We start from the raw sequence: 16,751 nt of genomic DNA, 5'->3' as shown, positions 1-16,751 counted from the left end.
CCGCCGTCAGCAAGGTTCACGAGCCGGGCCGAGACGACACGGCTGGGGTCTGACCCCACAGGCGCGGCCGCGACGGTTGGATCGAATGGGCACTGGTGCAGCACGGCAACGGCCATGAAATCATGAAAGGGGTCAATCGATGACCATGGATATCCAGGTGGCGGAGGGCGATGTCGAGCGCCTCTCGCTGCGCGAGTACACCGAGAAGGCGTACCTCGACTATTCGATGTACGTCATCCTCGACCGGGCGCTGCCGCACATCGGCGACGGCATGAAGCCGGTGCAGCGGCGCATCGTCTACGCCATGCGCGAACTGGCGCTCTCCGCCAGCGCCAAGTACAAGAAGTCGGCGCGTACCGTCGGCGACGTGCTCGGCAAGTTCCACCCCCACGGCGACAGCGCCTGCTACGAGGCGATGGTGCTGATGGCCCAGCCGTTCAGCTACCGCTACCCGCTGGTCGACGGCCAGGGCAACTGGGGCAGCCCCGACGATCCCAAGTCCTTCGCCGCCATGCGCTACACCGAGGCGCGGCTGTCGAAGTTCGCCGAGGTGCTGCTCAGCGAGCTCGGCCAGGGCACCGTCGACTGGACCCCCAACTTCGACGGCACCATGAACGAGCCGGTGGTGCTGCCGGCACGCCTGCCCCATGTGCTGCTCAACGGCGGTACCGGCATCGCCGTGGGCATGGCCACCGACATCCCGCCGCATAACGTGAACGAGGTGGTCGAGGCCACCTGCCACCTGCTGCGTCACCCCGAGGCGACCACCGCGGACCTCGGCCAGTACCTGCCGGCGCCGGACTTCCCCACCGAGGCCGAGATCATCACGCCGCGGGCCGACCTGCGCAGGCTCTACGAGAGTGGTCGTGGTTCGGTGAAGCTGCGTGCCCGCTACGTCATGGAGGAGGGCAGCATCGTGATCACCGCGCTGCCCTACCAGGTCAGCGGCGCCAAGGTGCTCGAGCAGATCGCCGCCCAGATGCAGGCCAAGAAGCTGCCCATGGTGGCCGACCTGCGTGACGAGTCGACCCACGAGGAGCCGACTCGTCTGGTGATCGAGCCGCGCTCCAACCGCGTCGACATCGAGGCGCTGATGGCGCACCTCTTCGCCACCACCGATCTCGAGAAGAACATCCGCGTCAACATGAACGTGATCGGCCTCGACGGCCGGCCGCGGGTGCTGGCGCTGCCGGAGCTGCTCGGCGAGTGGTTGCGCTTCCGCCGCACCACCGTGCGCCGACGGCTCGAGCATCGCCTGGGCAAGGTGCAGGATCGCCTGCATATCCTCGAGGGCCTGCTCGTCGCCTACCTCAACATCGACGAGGTGATTCGCATCATCCGCGAGGAGGACGAGCCCAAGCCCGCGCTGATGGCGGCCTTCGGGCTCAGCGACCGCCAGGCCGAGGCGATCCTCGAGCTGCGTCTGCGCCACCTGGCCAAGCTCGAGGAGATGAAGATTCGCGGCGAGCAGGACGAGCTCGAGGCCGAACGCCAGCACCTCGAGGCGCTGCTCGGCAGCGAGGCCAGGCTCACCGACCTGATCGAGGAGGAGCTGCGCGCCGCCGGCAAGGAGTACGGCGACGCCCGCCGTTCGCCGATCGTCGAGCGCGAGGAGGCCCGGGCGCTCTCCGAGGTCGAGCTGGTCGGCGCCGATCCCGTCACCGTGGTGCTCTCCGAGAAGGGCTGGATCCGGGCGGCCCGCGGCCACGAGATCGATCCCGCGGGGCTCTCCTACAAGGCCGGCGACCGCTTCGCCCTGGCCGCCCGGGGCAAGACCAATCAGCCGCTGGTGCTGCTCGACGACACCGGGCGCGCCTATACCCTGGCCGCCCACAACCTGCCCAGCGCCCGTGGCCAGGGCGAGCCGGTCACCAGCCGGGTCAACGTGGTGGCCGGGGCGCACATGGCGGGGCTGATGCTGGCGCCGCCCTCGGCGCGCTTCCTGCTCGCCTCCGACGGCGGTTACGGCTTCGTGGCCCGCCTCGAGGAACTGGTCGGCAAGAACAAGTCGGGCAAGGGGGTGCTCAGCGTGCCCAAGGGCTGCAACGTGCTGCCCCCCTGCGCGGTACCCGCGGACGCGGGGGCCAGCGTGGCCGCGGTCTCCAACGAGGGGCGGCTGCTGGTCTTCCCCCTCGAGCAGCTGCCCGAGATGGCCAAGGGCAAGGGCAACAAGATGATCGATATCCCGGGGGCGCGAGCCGCCCGGCGCGAGGAGTTCGTGCGCAGCCTGGTGGTGGTGCCCGCCGGGGGTTCGCTGGTGATCCATGCCGGCAAGCGCCACCTGACCCTCAAGGCCGCCGATCTGGATTACTATCGTGGCGAACGCGGCCGGCGCGGCAGCAAGTTGCCCCGTGGCCTGCAGAAGGTCGACCGGCTGGAGAGTGATGAATGACACGACGAGTACTGATCCGCGCCACCGGCGCGGCGCGTCCCGGCCAGCTGGCCGGCCTGGGCAAGGCGCTGGCGACCAGCGGCGCCCGACTGCTGGACATCAACCAGAGCGTGACCTTCGACATGCTCTCCCTGGAGGCCCTGGTGGGGCTCGGCCAGGACAACGACCTGGAGGGCGCCCTCACCGCCGCCGGCGCTGCCCTGGGGCTTGATGTCCAGGCGATCCAGGTCAGCGCCGAGGACTACCAGCGCTGGAGTGCCCACGCCAGCCAGCCGCGGTTGATCCTGACGCTGCTGGCGCCGCACCTGCCGGCGGGGATCCTCGCCGAGGTGGGCGCGCTGACCGCCGAGCATGGCCTGACCGTGGAGCTGATCCACCGCCTCTCGGGGCGCGAGCCGCTGGATGGCGGCGTGCCCCACGAACACGCGCTCATCAGCGGTGCCTGCGTGGAGTGCTGGCTGCGCGGCGAGGAGGTCGACCTCGATGCCCTGCGCGAGAAGGCCCTGGCGCTGGGCGCCATGCACGGCGTCGACATCGCCATCCAGGAGGACTCCATCTGGCGTCGCCACCGTCGCCTGGTGTGCTTCGACATGGATTCGACCCTGATCAAGACCGAAGTGATCGACGAGCTCGCGCGGCGTCACGGCGTCGGCGACGAGGTCGCCGCGGTCACCGAGCGCGCCATGCGCGGCGAGCTGGACTTCCAGCAGAGCTTCCGCGAGCGCATGAGCAAGCTGAAGGGACTCGACGAGTCGGTGCTCGCCGAGATCGCCGAGGAGCTCCCGCTGATGGACGGCGTCGAGCGGCTGATGACGCAGCTCAAGCGCCTGGGCTACCGCACCGCGATCCTCTCCGGGGGCTTCACCTACTTCGCCCGTCACCTGCAGCAGCGGCTCGGCTTCGACGAGATCCATGCCAACGAGCTGGTGATCGAGAACGGCAAGGTGACCGGCGAGGTCAAGGAGCCGATCCTCGACGCCGACCGCAAGGCGGCGCTGCTGCGCGAGATCGCCGCGCGCGAGGGGTTCGCCATGGAGCAGACCATCGCCGTGGGTGACGGCGCCAACGACCTCAAGATGCTGGCCGCCGCCGGGCTCGGCATCGCCTTCCGGGCCAAGCCGCTGGTGCGCAGCCAGGCCCGCCAGTCGATCTCCACCCTGGGGCTCGATTCGGTGCTCTACCTGATCGGCTACCGCCAGGTGGACCTGGAGGAGTAGGGCCGTGAGCACCACCTTCGAGACCTGGCGCGGGCGCTTCGAGCGGCTGCGCGCCCACAAGGCCTTCGAGCTGACGGTGATCACCATCATCGTCGTCTCGGCCCTGCTGATCGGCGCCAAGACCTACGAGGAGGAGGTCAGCCCCTTCCAGGAGTGGCTGCTGCTGCTCGACACGGCGGTGACCATCTTCTTCCTGGTGGAGATCCTGATCCGCATGGCGGCGGAGAAGCGCCTGCGCGACTTCTTCAAGCGGGGCTGGAACGTCTTCGACTTCCTGATCGTCACCGCCAGCCTGATCCCCCTGGACGACTCCGAGATGGTGCTGCTGGCGCGCCTGCTGCGGATCTTCCGGGTGCTGCGCCTGGTATCGATGATCCCCGAGCTGCGCATGCTGATCGCCGCGCTGTTCAAGTCGATCCCGCGCATGGGCTACGTGGTGCTGCTGATGTTCATCATCTTCTACATCTACGGCGCCATCGGCAGCTTCCTGTTCGCCAGCGTCGACGAGAAGCTGTGGGGCAACATCTCGCTGGCCATGCTGACGCTGTTCCAGGTCGCCACCTTCGAGAGCTGGGCCACCGCGGTGCTCTATCCGACCATGGAGCACTACCCCTACGCCTGGATCTACTTCCTCACCTTCATCTTCCTCAACGCCTTCATCTTCCTCAACATGATGATCGGCATCGTGCTCGACGTGATGCAGAAGGAGAGCCTGGCGATCGAACTCGAGAGCGGTACGGGGGAGGCCGCCGAGCTGCATGGCCTGCGCAGCGACGTGCGGGAGCTGCGCGACCAGCTCTCGCGGATGGAGGCGTTGCTGGAGCGTCGGGATCGCTGATGGAACCTTCTGAGGCGAGGCAGGCCTGACTGGGAGTCATCCGGCCTCGATGCCCGAGGCCGGCCGAGTACCCGAGGAGGACAGGGATGACCACTTCGCGACACCGCAAGCCGTTGACCTTTCTACCACCGTATCTGCTCGAGCGCATCGCCAGCGGGGGTGGCCCCCGCCTTCGCGACTGCGCCCGCCATACCCTGCTCGTCGATCACGGCCTGCGCGCGCGGGCAGGTGGCGTGGCGCTGCCCCAGGGCAGCGCGCGGCGCGGCGAACCGGCCCGCTACGTCCATTCCGCCGACCGGCAGCAGCGCCTGCCCGGTCGGCTGGTACGCGGGGAGGGGGAGGGTGCCAGCGGGGATGCCGCCGTCGACGAGGCCTATCACGGCCTGGGGGCGACCTATCGGCTGTTCTGGGAGGTATTCCAGCGCCACTCCCTCGACGACCGGGGCATGGCGCTACTGGCCACGGTGCACTATGGCCAGGATTACGAGAACGCCTTCTGGGACGGCAACCAGATGGTCTTCGGCGACGGCGATGGCGAGCTGTTCAACCGCTTCACCATCGCCATCGACATCATCGCCCATGAGCTGACCCACGGGGTGATCCAGTACGAGGCGGGGCTGGTCTATTCCCACCAGGCCGGGGCGCTCAACGAGTCGCTGTCGGATGTGTTCGGCAGCCTGGTCAAGCAGTACCGCCATGAGCAGAGCGTCGACCAGGCCGACTGGCTGATCGGGGCCGGGCTGTTCACCGAGCGGGTCGCCGGACGCGCCCTGCGCTCCATGGCGGAGCCCGGCACGGCCTACGACGACCCACTGTTGGGTCGCGATCCCCAGCCGGGGCACATGGATGACTTCGTCGAGACCCGGGAGGACAACGGCGGCGTGCATATCAATTCGGGGATCCCCAACCGTGCCTTCCATCTCGCCGCCACGACCCTGGGGGGGCATGCCTGGGAGGGCGCGGGGCCGGTGTGGTACGACACCCTGGTCGACAGCCGCCTGGCCCACGACAGCGACTTCGCTGCCTTCGCCGAGCTGACCCGGGACAACGCCGGTCGGCGCTTCGGGGCCTCGAGCCGGGAAGCCGAGGCAGTACGCGAGGCCTGGCGTACCGTCGGGGTGTTGCCATGACCTCACCCGGAGCGGCACCGGTCCTCACGCCTGCCAGCGTGCTGCGGCTCAGCCGCGAGGGGGGCGTGGCGCACTTTCCGGGGCTGGTGCGGCCGCGGCGCATTCATTGCGCCCTGTGCAGCGAGACGCAGCGTGTCGAGCTGCAGCGTCTGCTCACCGCCCTGGCGCAGGCCCGCTCTTCCGATGCCACGCGGACGGGGGCCGATCGACGCCTGCTGCATCTGAGCGTGGAGGACGACGATGGCACGGTGGTGTGGGCGCTGACGGTGGCCGAGGAGGCCGCGCCGGAGGCGCTGCTCGAGTGGTGGCACCGTGCCGGGGCGGGACCCGGTGAAGGCGAGAATGCCGGCCCGGCTTGACAAGGGGGCCGTATGCTGATTTTCTAGGGAGCATGAACACTGTATTTCGCCACCTCAGCCTGGACCTACGACTACTAACCGGCCTTTGATCGTGCCGGGTGATGCGCTGCGCATCGCTTTTTCCAGTCCAGGTCAGTCGAGGTGTCGAAATGTCTTCCTTCCGAATTGTTGCCCGCAGTAGTCGCGGTTCCCGCCCGGTCGTCGTCGGCCGCGTGAATCGCTTTGCTGTGTGTCCCGGCGCCCCGGTATGCTTGATGCATCCGGGGCGTTGTCGTTTCTGAATGCCGCCCGACCTCCGAACAGCAGAGCCGCCAGCCCAGGGAGAATGCCACCATGATGCTCGACAACCCCGCCGCCAAGTACCGTCCCTTCGTCGCTGTCGATCTGCCGGATCGCCAGTGGCCGAACCGCCGCATCGAGACGCCCCCGCTGTGGTGCAGCGTCGACCTGCGCGACGGCAACCAGTCGTTGATCGACCCCATGGACCATGAGCGCAAGCAGCGCTTCTTCGATCTGCTGGTGAAGATCGGCTTCAAGGAGATCGAGGTGGGCTTCCCCTCGGCCTCCCAGACCGACTTCGACTTCGTGCGTGCGCTGATCGAGCAGGGCAAGGTGCCCGATGACGTCACCATCCAGGTGCTGACCCAGGCCCGACCGCACCTGATCGACCGTACCTTCGAGGCGCTCGCAGGCGCGAAGAACGCCATCGTCCACGTCTACAACGCCACCGATCCGGTATTCCGCCGCGTGGTGTTCAACGTCAGCAAGGAGGAGTGCATCCAGATCGCCGTGGATGCCACCACCCGGATCCGCAGCCGCATGGAGGAGGCGCCGGAGACGAACTGGACCTTCCAGTACTCGCCGGAGCTGTTCACCACCACCGAGATGGACTTCGCCAAGGAGGTGGTCGAGGCGGTCATGGCGGCCTATGGTGCCACCGCCGAGAAGCCGATGATCGTCAACCTGCCGGCCACCGTGGAGGCGGCCACCCCCAACAATTATGCCGACCAGGTCGAATGGTTCTGCCGCCACGTGAAGGGGCGCGACAGCCTGATCGTCAGCGTGCATCCACACAACGACCGCGGCTCCGGCGTGGCCGCCGCCGAACTCACCGTGATGGCCGGTGCCGACCGCGTCGAGGGCACCCTGTTCGGCAACGGCGAGCGTACCGGTAACGTCGATATCGTCACCCTGGCCATGAACCTCTACACCCAGGGCGTGCATCCGGGGCTCGACTTCTCCAACATCACGCCGATCATGCGCGAGGTGGAGTACTGCAACCAGCTGCCCGTGCATCCGCGCCACCCCTACGTGGGCGACCTGGTGTTCACTGCCTTCTCCGGCTCCCACCAGGACGCCATCAAGAAGGGCATGGCAGAGCGCCGCGCCAACCCCGACGCCATGTGGGAGGTACCCTACCTGCCCATCGACCCGATGGACGTGGGCCGCAGCTACGAGGCGGTGATCCGCGTCAACAGCCAGTCGGGCAAGGGCGGTGTTTCCTACCTGCTCGAGCAGGAGCACGGCATCGAGCTGCCGCGCCGGCTCTCCATCGAGTTCAGCCAGGTGGTACAGGAGGTCGCCGATCGCACCGGGCGCGAGATCACCTCGCAGATGATCTACCAGGCCTTCGCCGACGAGTACCTGGAGCGACGCGAGCCCTATGCCCTGGTCGGTCATCGTCTCTCCTCGGAGCCCGACAGTCCCCGGGTGAGCCTGGAGGCGACCATCGTGGAGCACGACGAGCGCCGGGTCATCCGCGGCGAGGGCAACGGCCCGCTGGCGGCCTTCATCAAGGCCCTGGCGGCGGCCGGCCATGACGTCGAGATCATCGACTACCACGAGCACTCCCGCGGCCAGGGCGCCGACGCCGAGGCGATCGCCTACGTGGAGGTGCGCATCGACGGACAGGCGGTGTTCGGCGTGGGAACCGACGAGAGCATCACCAGCGCCTCCATGAAGGGGGTGATGAGCGCCATCAACCGCCATGTCTCCACCGCCGAGCCGGCGGCCAATGTGACCGCCGAAAGCCTGGCCGTAGCGAAGTAGGCGAAACGCGGTTGATCCGGCGACAGGCCTTCGCGGGGGCGCTGTAAACCCGTCCCTGGGCGCTACCGATGCCATCCCTGGCATAGGACCCCCGCTTCGGCCTGCCCCCGGCGCCGCTCACCTTGGCGCTTGCAGCTCAGCGCTACAGGGGCGTCTTGCTGGCCTCGCCGGGGATCTCGCGCACCAGCCGTGGCATCAGGAACCCCGGCAGCACCTCTCTGAGGCCCGCGACCAGCTCGCGGGCCTCGTCATCCGGCACGTCGAAGTGGGCGGCACCGGCCACGGGGTCGAGCACGTGCAGGTAGTAGGGCAGTACCCCCGCCTCGAAGAGGCGCTCGGAGAGCGCGGCCAGGGTGTCGACGTCATCGTTGACCCCGCGCAGCAGCACGCTCTGGTTGAGCAGAGTCACGCCGATCTGCTTCAGTCGTTCACAGGCAGCGACCACGGCGTCGTCGATCTCGCCGGGGTGATTGATATGCAGCACCATCACCCTCTGCAATCGGGTGGCCGCGAGCCAGTCGAGCAGGGCGCCGTCGATGCGGTCGGGGATCACCACCGGCAGCCGGGTGTGAATGCGCAACCGCTTCAGGTGGGGGATGGCCTCGAGCCGTGCCACCAGCCAGGCGAGCCGGCGGTCGCTGGCGGCCAGGGGGTCGCCGCCGGAGAGGATCGCTTCCAGTATCGAGGCGTCCCCGCGCAGATGGTCCAGCGTCTGCTGCCACTGGGCCCGGGAGGGCGAGTTCTCCTCGTAGGGGAAGTGGCGGCGGAAGCAGTAGCGGCAGTTCACCGCACAGGCGGGGCTGGCGATCAGCAGCACCCGACCCTGGTACTTGTGGATCAGCCCCGGCGCCGGGGTGTGGTCGGCCTCGGCCAGGGGATCCTCGACGAAGCCGCTGGCCGGGGAACCCTCGGCGGCCAGCGGCAGTACCTGGCGCAGCAACGGGTCGTTCGGGTCGCCGGGGCGGATGCGGGCGAGATAGGCCTCCGGCACCCGCACCTCGAAGAGGCGATGCCCGGCCTCGGCGCCCGGCAGCCAGGCGTCATCCAGGCCGAGGCGCCGGCACAGCTCGCGCGGGTCGCGGATCGCCCGGGATAGCTGGGTCTGCCAGGAGGCGGCGATGGCCAGCGGCCGGACCTCCCGGTCGGGACGCTGCAAAAGGGCGGGGCTTCGGGTTATCATGCGGCACACCAGTCAATGCGGGCGAGGGGCGAACCCTCGTCGAACTTCGTTTGCTTGGGCGCGCCGCCGGCCAGTGCCGGTGGCGTGTTCGAACATGGGTGAGAGATCATGGCGAACTATTCTACCAATGAATTCAAGGGCGGTCTGAAGGTGATGCTCGACGGCGATCCCTGCACGATCGTCGAGAACGAATTCGTCAAGCCCGGCAAGGGGCAGGCCTTCAACCGCGTCAAGCTGCGCAACCTGATCACCGGCCGCGTCTGGGAGCGGACCTTCAAGTCCGGCGAATCCCTCGAAGGTGCCGACGTGATGGACCTGGAGATGGAGTACCTCTACAGCGACGGCGACATGTGGCACTTCATGAAGACCGACGGCTCCTTCGAGCAGTATGCGGTGGAGAAGAAGGCCCTGGGCGACACCGAGAAGTGGCTCAAAGAGCAGGTGCCCTACACCGTGACCCTGTGGAACGACAACGCCATCAGCGTCAGTCCGCCCAACTTCATCGAGCTGGAAGTGGTCGAGACCGACCCCGGCCTCAAGGGCGATACCGCCCAGGGCGGCTCCAAGCCGGCGACCCTCTCCTCCGGCGCCGTGGTGCGCGTGCCGCTGTTCATCAACCAGGGCGAGGTGTTGAAGGTGGATACGCGCTCCGGCGAGTACGTTTCACGAGCATAAGCCTTCCTGCACTCGCTCATACGGCGTTGAACCCCGGGACGGCTTGCTCATTTAGCGCTGCTAAACTCCGCCGCCTTACCCGGGGTTCGCCTTGTCTGAGCATCGTTCGGAGAGGCCGCAAGAGATGGTGAATCGGAGTGGCCAAGCGGCGCCGGGGACAGGGCGAAGCGGAGGTCATTTGTCAGGGATGACAAATGTAGCGCCCAGGGAAGGGTTCACAGCGCCTCCGCGACGGTCTGTCGCCGGGCAAGCCGCGGCTCCGTTAGGCTCCTGAAGGCCACGCTTCGGCGTGGCCTTCGCGTTGGTAGAGGATGGTGCTATGGCAAGCGACTGGCAACCCACGGCGACAATCGAGACCCTGCGCGAGCGCGCCCGGCTGCTCGCCGGGGTGCGGGCCTTCTTCGCCGCGCGCGGGGTGCTCGAGGTGGAGACCCCGGTGCTGGGCCACGGCGGCAGCACCGACGTGCACCTGGCGTCGCTCTCCGTCGAGGCCACCACGCCGGCCGGCCGCGAGCGGCTCTGGCTGCAGACCTCGCCGGAATTCCACATGAAGCGGCTGCTGGCCGCGGGCAGCGGCCCCATCTTCCAGCTGGCGCGCAGTTTCCGCGACGGCGAGGTGGGGCGGCGCCACAACCTCGAGTTCACCATGCTCGAGTGGTATCGGCCGGGGTTCGCCCTCGACGAGTTGATCGAGGAGACGGCGGGGCTGATTCGCACGGTGCTCGGGCGCGATCCCGGCCCGCTGCGCCGGCGCCGCTACCGCGAGCTGTTCCGCGAGACCCTGAACCTCGACCCGTTCGCGGCGCCGCTCGCCGAACTGCAGCGGCTGGCCGGTGACGCGGGCGGACTCGAGATGGGCGATGCCCCCCGCGACAGCTGCCTGGACCTGCTGATGAGCCTGGCCATCGAGCCGGCCCTGGGGCATGACGGGCTGGACGTGGTGGGCGACTACCCGGCGAGCCAGGCGGCCCTGGCCCGGCGTCACCGCGACCCCGAGGACGGCGAGTGGGTGGCGTCGCGCTTCGAGGTCTACCTGGACGGGCTGGAGCTCGCCAACGGCTATGACGAGCTCACCGATGCCGCCGAGCAGCGCGCCCGCTTCGCCGAGGACAACGCCGAACGCCGCCGGCTGGGCCTGCCCGAGGTGGACGTCGACGCGCGTCTGCTGGCGGCGCTTGCGCACGGCATGCCGGGCGGCAGCGGGGTGGCCCTGGGCATCGACCGGCTGATCCAGTTGGCCCTGGGCAGGGCGAGCGTGGCGGAGGTGATGGCCTTCGCCACGCCGCGTTGCTAGGTATCGCTGCTAGGTCTAGGCATCGCTGCCGGGCAGTGCCCCCAGCGACTGGCCCATCCGCACCTTGGCGCCGGGGGCGAGATCATCCGCGAAGGTCGCCGGCTCGGCGAAGGCCATCACCACGGTGGAGCCGAGCTTGAAGCGGCCCATCTCCTCGCCCCGCTCGAGGCGCACCGGGGTGTCGAAACGGATGCGTCGTACCTCGCCCGAGAGCGGCGTGACCTGACCGGCCCACACCGTCTCGATGGCGGCGACGATCATCGCGCCGACCAGTACCACCGCCATGGGCCCGTATTCGGTGTCGAAGTGGCACACCAGCCGCTCGTTGCGGGCGAACAGGTTGGGCACGTGCTCGGTGGTGGCGGCGTTCACCGAGAACAGCCGGCCCGGCACATAGATCATCTCGGTCAGGGTGCCGGCCAGCGGCATGTGCACCCGGTGGTAGTCGCTCGGCGAGAGATAGACGGTGGCGAAGCTGCCGCCCAGGTAGCGCCTCGCCGCCTCGCCGTCGCCGCCGAAGAGCTCCATGGCCGAGAAGCGGTGCCCCTTGGCCTGGAACAGCTGGCCGGCCTCGATGGCACCGAACTGCGACAGGGTGCCGTCGGCGGGGCTGACCACCCCCTCACCGATGGGGCGGGCATCCGGCTTGAGCTCACGGGTGAAGAAGTCGTTGAAGGTGGCATGGGCGGTCGGGTCGGGCTCGGTGGCCTCGGCCATGTCGACCTTGAACTGCTTGACGAAGGCACGGATCAGGGCGTTCTTCAGCCACGGCAGGCGGCAGTCGGCGAACTGGCCCACCAGCCGCGAGAGCAGGTGGTGGGGCAGGGGGTACTGGATCAGGGCGAAGAGTCTGGAAAGGGGCACTAGAGGAAGTCCATCCTATTTTCGATCGGCGTATCGTCGCGGTTGCCCCACTCCTTCCAGGAGCCAGCGTAGCCGCGGATCTTTTCGAACCCCAGCGCCCGGCCCACCAGCCAGGTGAAGCCGCTGCGGTGGTGGGTCTGGCAGTGGGTGACGACTTCCATGTCCGGGGTCAGGCCCAGGGCCTCGAGCGTGGTGATCAGCTCGGCGTAGTCACGGATGCGCAGGGCGCGCTCAGGGTCCATGGCGTCGGTCCACTCCATGTTCACCGCCCCGGGGATATGGCCGAGATGCCGGTTGTCGCCCTTCTCGCCGTCGTATTCGGCCCGGGAGCGAGCGTCCCAGACGGCGAAGCCCTTCTCGCCCAGGCGTTCCTGGAGCTCGAGGCGATCGATGGCCACCTCGGGGTGCAGGATCTCCGCCTCGTACTCGCTGGGCGTGGGGACATGGGGGGTGGTGGACTCCGGCAGCCCGGCTTCCCGCCAGGCGTGGATGCCGCCGTTGAGGTAGGAGTAGCGGGTGTGGCCGATCAGCTCCAGGGTCCAGAGCAGGCGCCCGGCCCAACCGCCGCCCTCGTCGTCGTAGGCCACCACATGGGTGTCGCGGGTCAGGCCGAGCGACGAGAACAGCCGCGAGAGGGCGTCGGTGGCGGGCACCTTGCAGGGCACCTCGCCCTCGCCGCTCAGCAGCAGGCGATGATCCAGGAAGACGGCGCCGGGCACATGGCCCTGGTCATGGCTCTCGGCCTTGAGCGGCACGTCGATGATCAGCAGCGACGGCTCGTCGAGGTGCTCGGCGAGCCGCTCGGGTTCGACGATCAGCGGCAACAGGTTGTCTTCGGAACTCATGGCACTCTCTCCTACCTTCAGGCCCGACTCGGGGGACGTCGACGTCGTCTCAGCTCTCGTCGAGAGTGTCGACGATGCGTCGATAGCTGGCAAAGCGTTCGGGGTGGATCTCGCCGCGCTCCACGGCCGCCAGCAGGGCACACCCCGGCTCATGACGGTGGCGACAGTCGCGGAAGCGGCAGCGACCCAGGTGGTCGCGAAACTCGATGAAGCCCTCGGTGACCTGCTGCTCGTCCAGATGGACCAGGCCGAACTCGCGGATCCCCGGTGAGTCGATCAGCTCGCCGCCATCGGAGGCGGGCAGCCGATAGAGGCGCGCGGTGGTGGTGGTATGGGTGCCCTTGCGCGAGTCCTTCGACAGGGCCCCGATGCGGAGTTCCTCGTCGGGCAGCAGGCGGTCGATCAACGAGGACTTGCCCACCCCGCTCTGGCCGACGAACACCGAAGTGCGGCCGTCCAGGCGGGCCAGCAGGGCCGTGAGGCCATCCGCCCGCGCCGTGGTGGTGGCCACCACCGGGTAGCCCAGCGCCTCGTAGCGGCCGAGCAATTCGCGCAGCTCGCCACCGGCTTCCGGCAGCAGGTCGATCTTGTTGAGCACCAGCACCGGGGCGATGCCGGTGGCCTCGGCGGCCACCAGGTAGCGGTCGATCAGGTTGGCGTGGGGTGCCGGTTCCACGGCGAAGACGATCAGGATCTGGTCGATGTTGGCCGCCACGGGCTTGAGCTGGCCGCGGGCGTCGGGGCGCTCGAGCACGTTGTCGCGCTCGGCTCGCGCCACCACCACGCCACTGCCGTCCCGGGCGGCGCGCCAGATCACGCGATCGCCGGTGACCAGCCCCTCGAGGTTGGCGCGCAGGTGGCAGCGCACGGCATCGCCCTCGCCCTCGGGACCGACGTCCAGGGTGCGGCCGAAGTGGGCGATCACCCGTCCCGGCTGCTCGGGGCCGTACTCCCCGGCGGCCAGCCTGTCGGCATCCCGGGCATCGAGCTGCTCGGCGCGCCGGGCGCGCTCGGCCTGGATCTTCTCGATACGCCAGCGCTGCTGGCGGCTCAACTTGCGTTTGCTCATGGGGGCCCGAAGCTCGGTACAATGGGGGGTATTGTACTCACCCGAGGTGCCCGCTGTCGTCAGCCGTGCCACAGCGCCGCCCAGCAAGGAGCCCTTCGCATGTCCGAGACGAGTGAACAGCGTGACCCGCGCACGCAGCGCCTGGTGTGGATCGACCTGGAGATGACCGGGCTCGACCCGAACCGCGAGCGCATCATCGAGATCGCCACCCTGGTCACCGACAACGACCTCAACCTGGTGGCCGAGGGGCCGGTGATCGCCGTGCACCAGTCCGACGAGCTGCTCGCCGCCATGGACGACTGGAACCGCAAGACCCATGGCGAGTCGGGCCTGGTCGAGCGGGTGAAGGCCAGCCGGATCGACGCCGTCGAGGCCGAGCGCCGCACCCTCGAGTTCCTGCGCGAGCACGTCGAGCCCGGCAGCTCGCCGATGTGCGGCAACAGCGTGCACCAGGATCGTCGCTTCATGGAGCGCGAGATGCCCGACCTGCTGGCATTCTTCCACTACCGCAACCTCGACGTCTCGACCCTGAAGGAACTGGCCAGGCGCTGGAACCCGGGCGCCCTGACGGGCTTCAGCAAGCGCAACGTGCACCTGGCGCTGGACGATATCCGCGAGTCGATCGCCGAGCTGGCGCACTACCGCGCTACCTTCCTGCGACTGGCGGGCACGGAGCGCGACGAGGAGGAGTAGGCCCTTCGGGCCAGCGCCAAGCGGTTGGTTGCCAGCGCTGGCGGTCCCCTTGGGGTCAGACCCCGGCGGCGTCGAATCCGCTCGCAAGGCGCACCATGACGGGCTTCGTGACTTGGCTGGGGTCTGACCCCAAAGGGGCCATGCCGCCGACATGGGAAGACCGGTACCGCAGCAGCAGGTCGACAGGCTCTTGAGCAGGGACATCATCCTGCGGCGCTAGGTGCTGGCGATCAACGCCCGGCGCTTCTGCCGCTGGCGGGCGAGCGCCCAACGCACATGCTCGCGCACCAGGTCGGAGGGGTAGGGCAGGCGGGCCATCAGCGCGGCTTCCACCGCCACGCTCCAGGGGGCGTTGCCGAGCCCCACCGCCAGGTTGCGCAGCCAGCGTTCGTAGCCGATGCGGCGGATGGGGCTGCCGGCGGTCCTGTCGAGGAACTCCTCCTCGCCCCAGGCGAACAGCGATACCAGGCTGGCCCGGTCCAGGTCGTGGCGGGGGGCGAAGTCGGCCTCGCGGGTCACGCGGGTGAAACGGGTGAAGGGGCAGACCAGCTGGCAGTCGTCGCAGCCGAACACCCGGTTGCCCATGGCCTCGCGGTAGCGCTCGGGGATGGCGCCGAACAGCTCGATGGTGAGATACGAGATGCAGGCCCGGGCGTCGACCACCCGATCCTCGACGATGGCCCCGGTGGGGCAGGCGCTGCGACAGGCGCTGCAGCTGCCGCAGTGGTCGGACTCGAAGGGCTCGTCCACCGGCAGCGGCAGGTCGGTGTAGAGTTCGCCGAGGAAGAACAGCGAACCGGCCCTGGGGTTGAGCAGCATGGCGTTCTTGCCGAACCAGCCGAGCCCCGCCTTGCGCGCCAGCGCCCGTTCCATCACCGGGGCGGAGTCGACGAAGGCGCGATAGCCGAAGGGCCCCGCCTCGGCCTCGATCCGCTGCGCCAGGCTGGCCAGGCGCTTGCGCATCAGCTTGTGGTAGTCGCGCCCCGTGGCGTAGCGGGAGACATAGGCGATCGACGGCTCGCCGAGCACCTTGGCGGTCTCCACCTCGGCGGGCAGGTAGTCGAGGCGCACGCTGATCACGCGGAGGGTGCCGGGGACCAGCTCGGCGGGGCGGGTGCGCTTGGTGCCGTGCTTGGCCATGAAGCCCATCTCGCCGTGGTGGCCGGCGGCCAGCCAGCGCGCGAGGCGCTGCTCGTCCTCGGCCAGGTCGGTGTCGGTGATGCCCACCTGCTGGAAGCCGAGCTCGCGTCCCCAGGTCCTGATCCGGTCGGCCAGGGCCTGGAGGTCGGGCGGGGTGTCGGGAATCGGCGCCGGAGCACTCATGATCGAGTAAAAACCACGCAAGAAGAGGCCTCGTCGCTCATTTTGCGCCCGGGGGGCTTGGCGCGAGGCGTGAAGAACTTACACTCCATGGTAAAGCATCACGTTCAGGGGAGACACCGGATGTCCATCGAGGCGTTCGATCACTGGGAGCGTCGCGGTCGCCCGCTCTACCGGGCCGAGCAGGTGCGAGAGCTCGATCACCGTACCATTGCCGAGGGGGGGGACGGCTTCGCCCTGATGCAGCGGGCGGCCATGGCCGCCTGGCAGAGCCTCAAGGCGCGCTGGCCGGGGGCCGGGACGGTCACGGTGTTGTGCGGCGGCGGCAACAACGGCGGCGACGGCCATGTGCTGGCGGCGCTGGCCGCCGCCGAGGGCCTGGGGGTACAGCGCATCCTGCTCAAGGCGGTGGATGACCTGACCGGCGATGCCCGGCGCGCCGCCGAGATGGCGAGCGACGCCGGCGTGGATGCCGAGCCCTGGCGGCCTGGCCTGGCCCTGCGCGGCGAGCTGGTCGTCGATGCCCTGCTCGGCACCGGCCTCACCGGGGCGGTGCGCGGCGACATCCGTGACGCCATCGCCGCGGTCAACGACAGCGGCCTGCCGGTGTTCGCCATCGATATTCCCTCCGGGCTGCATGCCGATACCGGGGCGGTGCTCGGTGTCGCGGTGCGGGCGACACGCACCGTGACCTTCATCGGTGACAAGCTCGGCCTGCATACCGGGGCGGCGCCGGCCCACGTCGGCGAGCTGGACTTCCGCTCCCTGGGCGTCGATGCCGAGGCCCAGGCAGACCTCCTGCCCGCGGCCCGGCTGCTCGATGCCG

The 16,751-nt window shown here is 68.9% G+C and carries 15 protein-coding genes; 10 read left to right on the top strand and 5 right to left on the bottom strand.

Annotated elements, in window-relative coordinates:
• Positions 1 to 139 precede the first annotated feature (139 nt).
• The 6 genes from parC to leuA all read left to right on the top strand — a co-directional run bounded on the left by parC (position 140) and on the right by leuA (position 7,985).
• Entirely contained in the window at positions 140 to 2,392 is a 2,253-nt protein-coding gene (gene parC / locus C1H66_RS11490; protein ID WP_102628022.1) for a DNA topoisomerase IV subunit A, read from the top strand.
• Positions 2,389 to 3,609: a phosphoserine phosphatase SerB gene (gene serB / locus C1H66_RS11485; protein WP_102628021.1), complete on the top strand. Its 1,221-nt coding sequence runs from the start codon at positions 2,389 to 2,391 to the stop codon at positions 3,607 to 3,609. Before parC ends, serB begins: the two co-directional genes overlap by 4 nt.
• Before the next feature lie 4 nt (positions 3,610 to 3,613).
• Positions 3,614 to 4,447, top strand: a complete 834-nt coding sequence (locus C1H66_RS11480; protein WP_102628020.1) for an ion transporter — start codon at positions 3,614 to 3,616, stop codon at positions 4,445 to 4,447.
• 86 nt (positions 4,448 to 4,533) lie between these two features.
• The gene (locus tag C1H66_RS11475; RefSeq protein WP_102628019.1) at positions 4,534 to 5,577 is read left to right on the top strand and encodes a M4 family metallopeptidase; all 1,044 of its coding nucleotides are present in this window, start codon (positions 4,534 to 4,536) and stop codon (positions 5,575 to 5,577) included.
• Positions 5,574 to 5,936 (top strand): protealysin inhibitor emfourin, encoded by a 363-nt coding sequence (locus tag C1H66_RS11470; protein WP_146010715.1) that lies wholly within the window; start codon positions 5,574 to 5,576, stop codon positions 5,934 to 5,936. Before C1H66_RS11475 ends, C1H66_RS11470 begins: the two co-directional genes overlap by 4 nt.
• 333 nt (positions 5,937 to 6,269) lie before the next feature.
• The gene (leuA, locus tag C1H66_RS11465; RefSeq protein WP_102628017.1) at positions 6,270 to 7,985 is read left to right on the top strand and encodes a 2-isopropylmalate synthase; all 1,716 of its coding nucleotides are present in this window, start codon (positions 6,270 to 6,272) and stop codon (positions 7,983 to 7,985) included.
• Positions 7,986 to 8,127: 142 nt separating this feature from the next.
• On the opposite strand, the gene epmB is transcribed toward leuA, so the two are convergent.
• Positions 8,128 to 9,165 carry an EF-P beta-lysylation protein EpmB gene (epmB, locus tag C1H66_RS11460; protein ID WP_102628016.1) on the bottom strand — a complete coding sequence of 346 codons (1,038 nt, stop codon included), beginning with the start codon at positions 9,163 to 9,165 and terminating at the stop codon, positions 8,128 to 8,130.
• A gap of 108 nt (positions 9,166 to 9,273) precedes the next feature.
• Between epmB and efp the strand changes: the two genes are divergently transcribed.
• Positions 9,274 to 9,840: an elongation factor P gene (efp, locus tag C1H66_RS11455; protein WP_102628015.1), complete on the top strand. Its 567-nt coding sequence runs from the start codon at positions 9,274 to 9,276 to the stop codon at positions 9,838 to 9,840.
• Between the two features lie 319 nt (positions 9,841 to 10,159).
• On the top strand, positions 10,160 to 11,134 hold the full coding sequence (gene epmA, locus C1H66_RS11450) for an EF-P lysine aminoacylase EpmA (RefSeq protein WP_102628014.1): 975 nt from the start codon (positions 10,160 to 10,162) through the stop codon (positions 11,132 to 11,134).
• Between the two features lie 15 nt (positions 11,135 to 11,149).
• On the opposite strand, the gene asd is transcribed toward epmA, so the two are convergent.
• The 3 genes from asd to rsgA are packed head-to-tail and all read right to left on the bottom strand — an operon-like array spanning position 11,150 to position 13,912.
• The gene (gene asd / locus C1H66_RS11445; RefSeq protein WP_102628013.1) at positions 11,150 to 11,998 is read right to left on the bottom strand and encodes an archaetidylserine decarboxylase; all 849 of its coding nucleotides are present in this window, start codon (positions 11,996 to 11,998) and stop codon (positions 11,150 to 11,152) included.
• Positions 11,998 to 12,843, bottom strand: coding sequence for a sulfurtransferase (locus tag C1H66_RS11440; protein WP_102628012.1), 846 nt, complete (start codon positions 12,841 to 12,843; stop codon positions 11,998 to 12,000). The genes asd and C1H66_RS11440 overlap by 1 nt, the downstream gene beginning before the upstream one ends.
• A gap of 49 nt (positions 12,844 to 12,892) precedes the next feature.
• Positions 12,893 to 13,912, bottom strand: a complete 1,020-nt coding sequence (gene rsgA / locus C1H66_RS11435; RefSeq protein ID WP_102628011.1) for a small ribosomal subunit biogenesis GTPase RsgA — start codon at positions 13,910 to 13,912, stop codon at positions 12,893 to 12,895.
• Between the two features lie 99 nt (positions 13,913 to 14,011).
• Here rsgA and orn point away from each other — a divergent pair, with 99 nt between their 5' ends.
• Positions 14,012 to 14,605, top strand: a complete 594-nt coding sequence (gene orn, locus C1H66_RS11430; RefSeq protein WP_102628010.1) for an oligoribonuclease — start codon at positions 14,012 to 14,014, stop codon at positions 14,603 to 14,605.
• A gap of 216 nt (positions 14,606 to 14,821) precedes the next feature.
• Here the strand turns inward: orn and queG are convergent, their stop codons facing one another.
• Complete coding sequence (gene queG / locus C1H66_RS11425) at positions 14,822 to 15,928, bottom strand: tRNA epoxyqueuosine(34) reductase QueG (RefSeq protein ID WP_102628009.1); 1,107 nt, start codon at positions 15,926 to 15,928, stop codon at positions 14,822 to 14,824.
• A 120-nt stretch (positions 15,929 to 16,048) separates the two neighbouring features.
• Here queG and C1H66_RS11420 point away from each other — a divergent pair.
• Positions 16,049 to 16,751 (top strand): NAD(P)H-hydrate epimerase (locus C1H66_RS11420; RefSeq protein ID WP_102628008.1); only part of this gene is annotated, 703 nt, incomplete at its 3' end.

The sequence above is a fragment of the Halomonas heilongjiangensis genome (assembly GCF_002879645.1).
Classification (GTDB): Bacteria; Pseudomonadota; Gammaproteobacteria; order Pseudomonadales; family Halomonadaceae; genus Halomonas; species Halomonas heilongjiangensis.
This window is presented reverse-complemented; position numbering and strand designations above follow the sequence as displayed.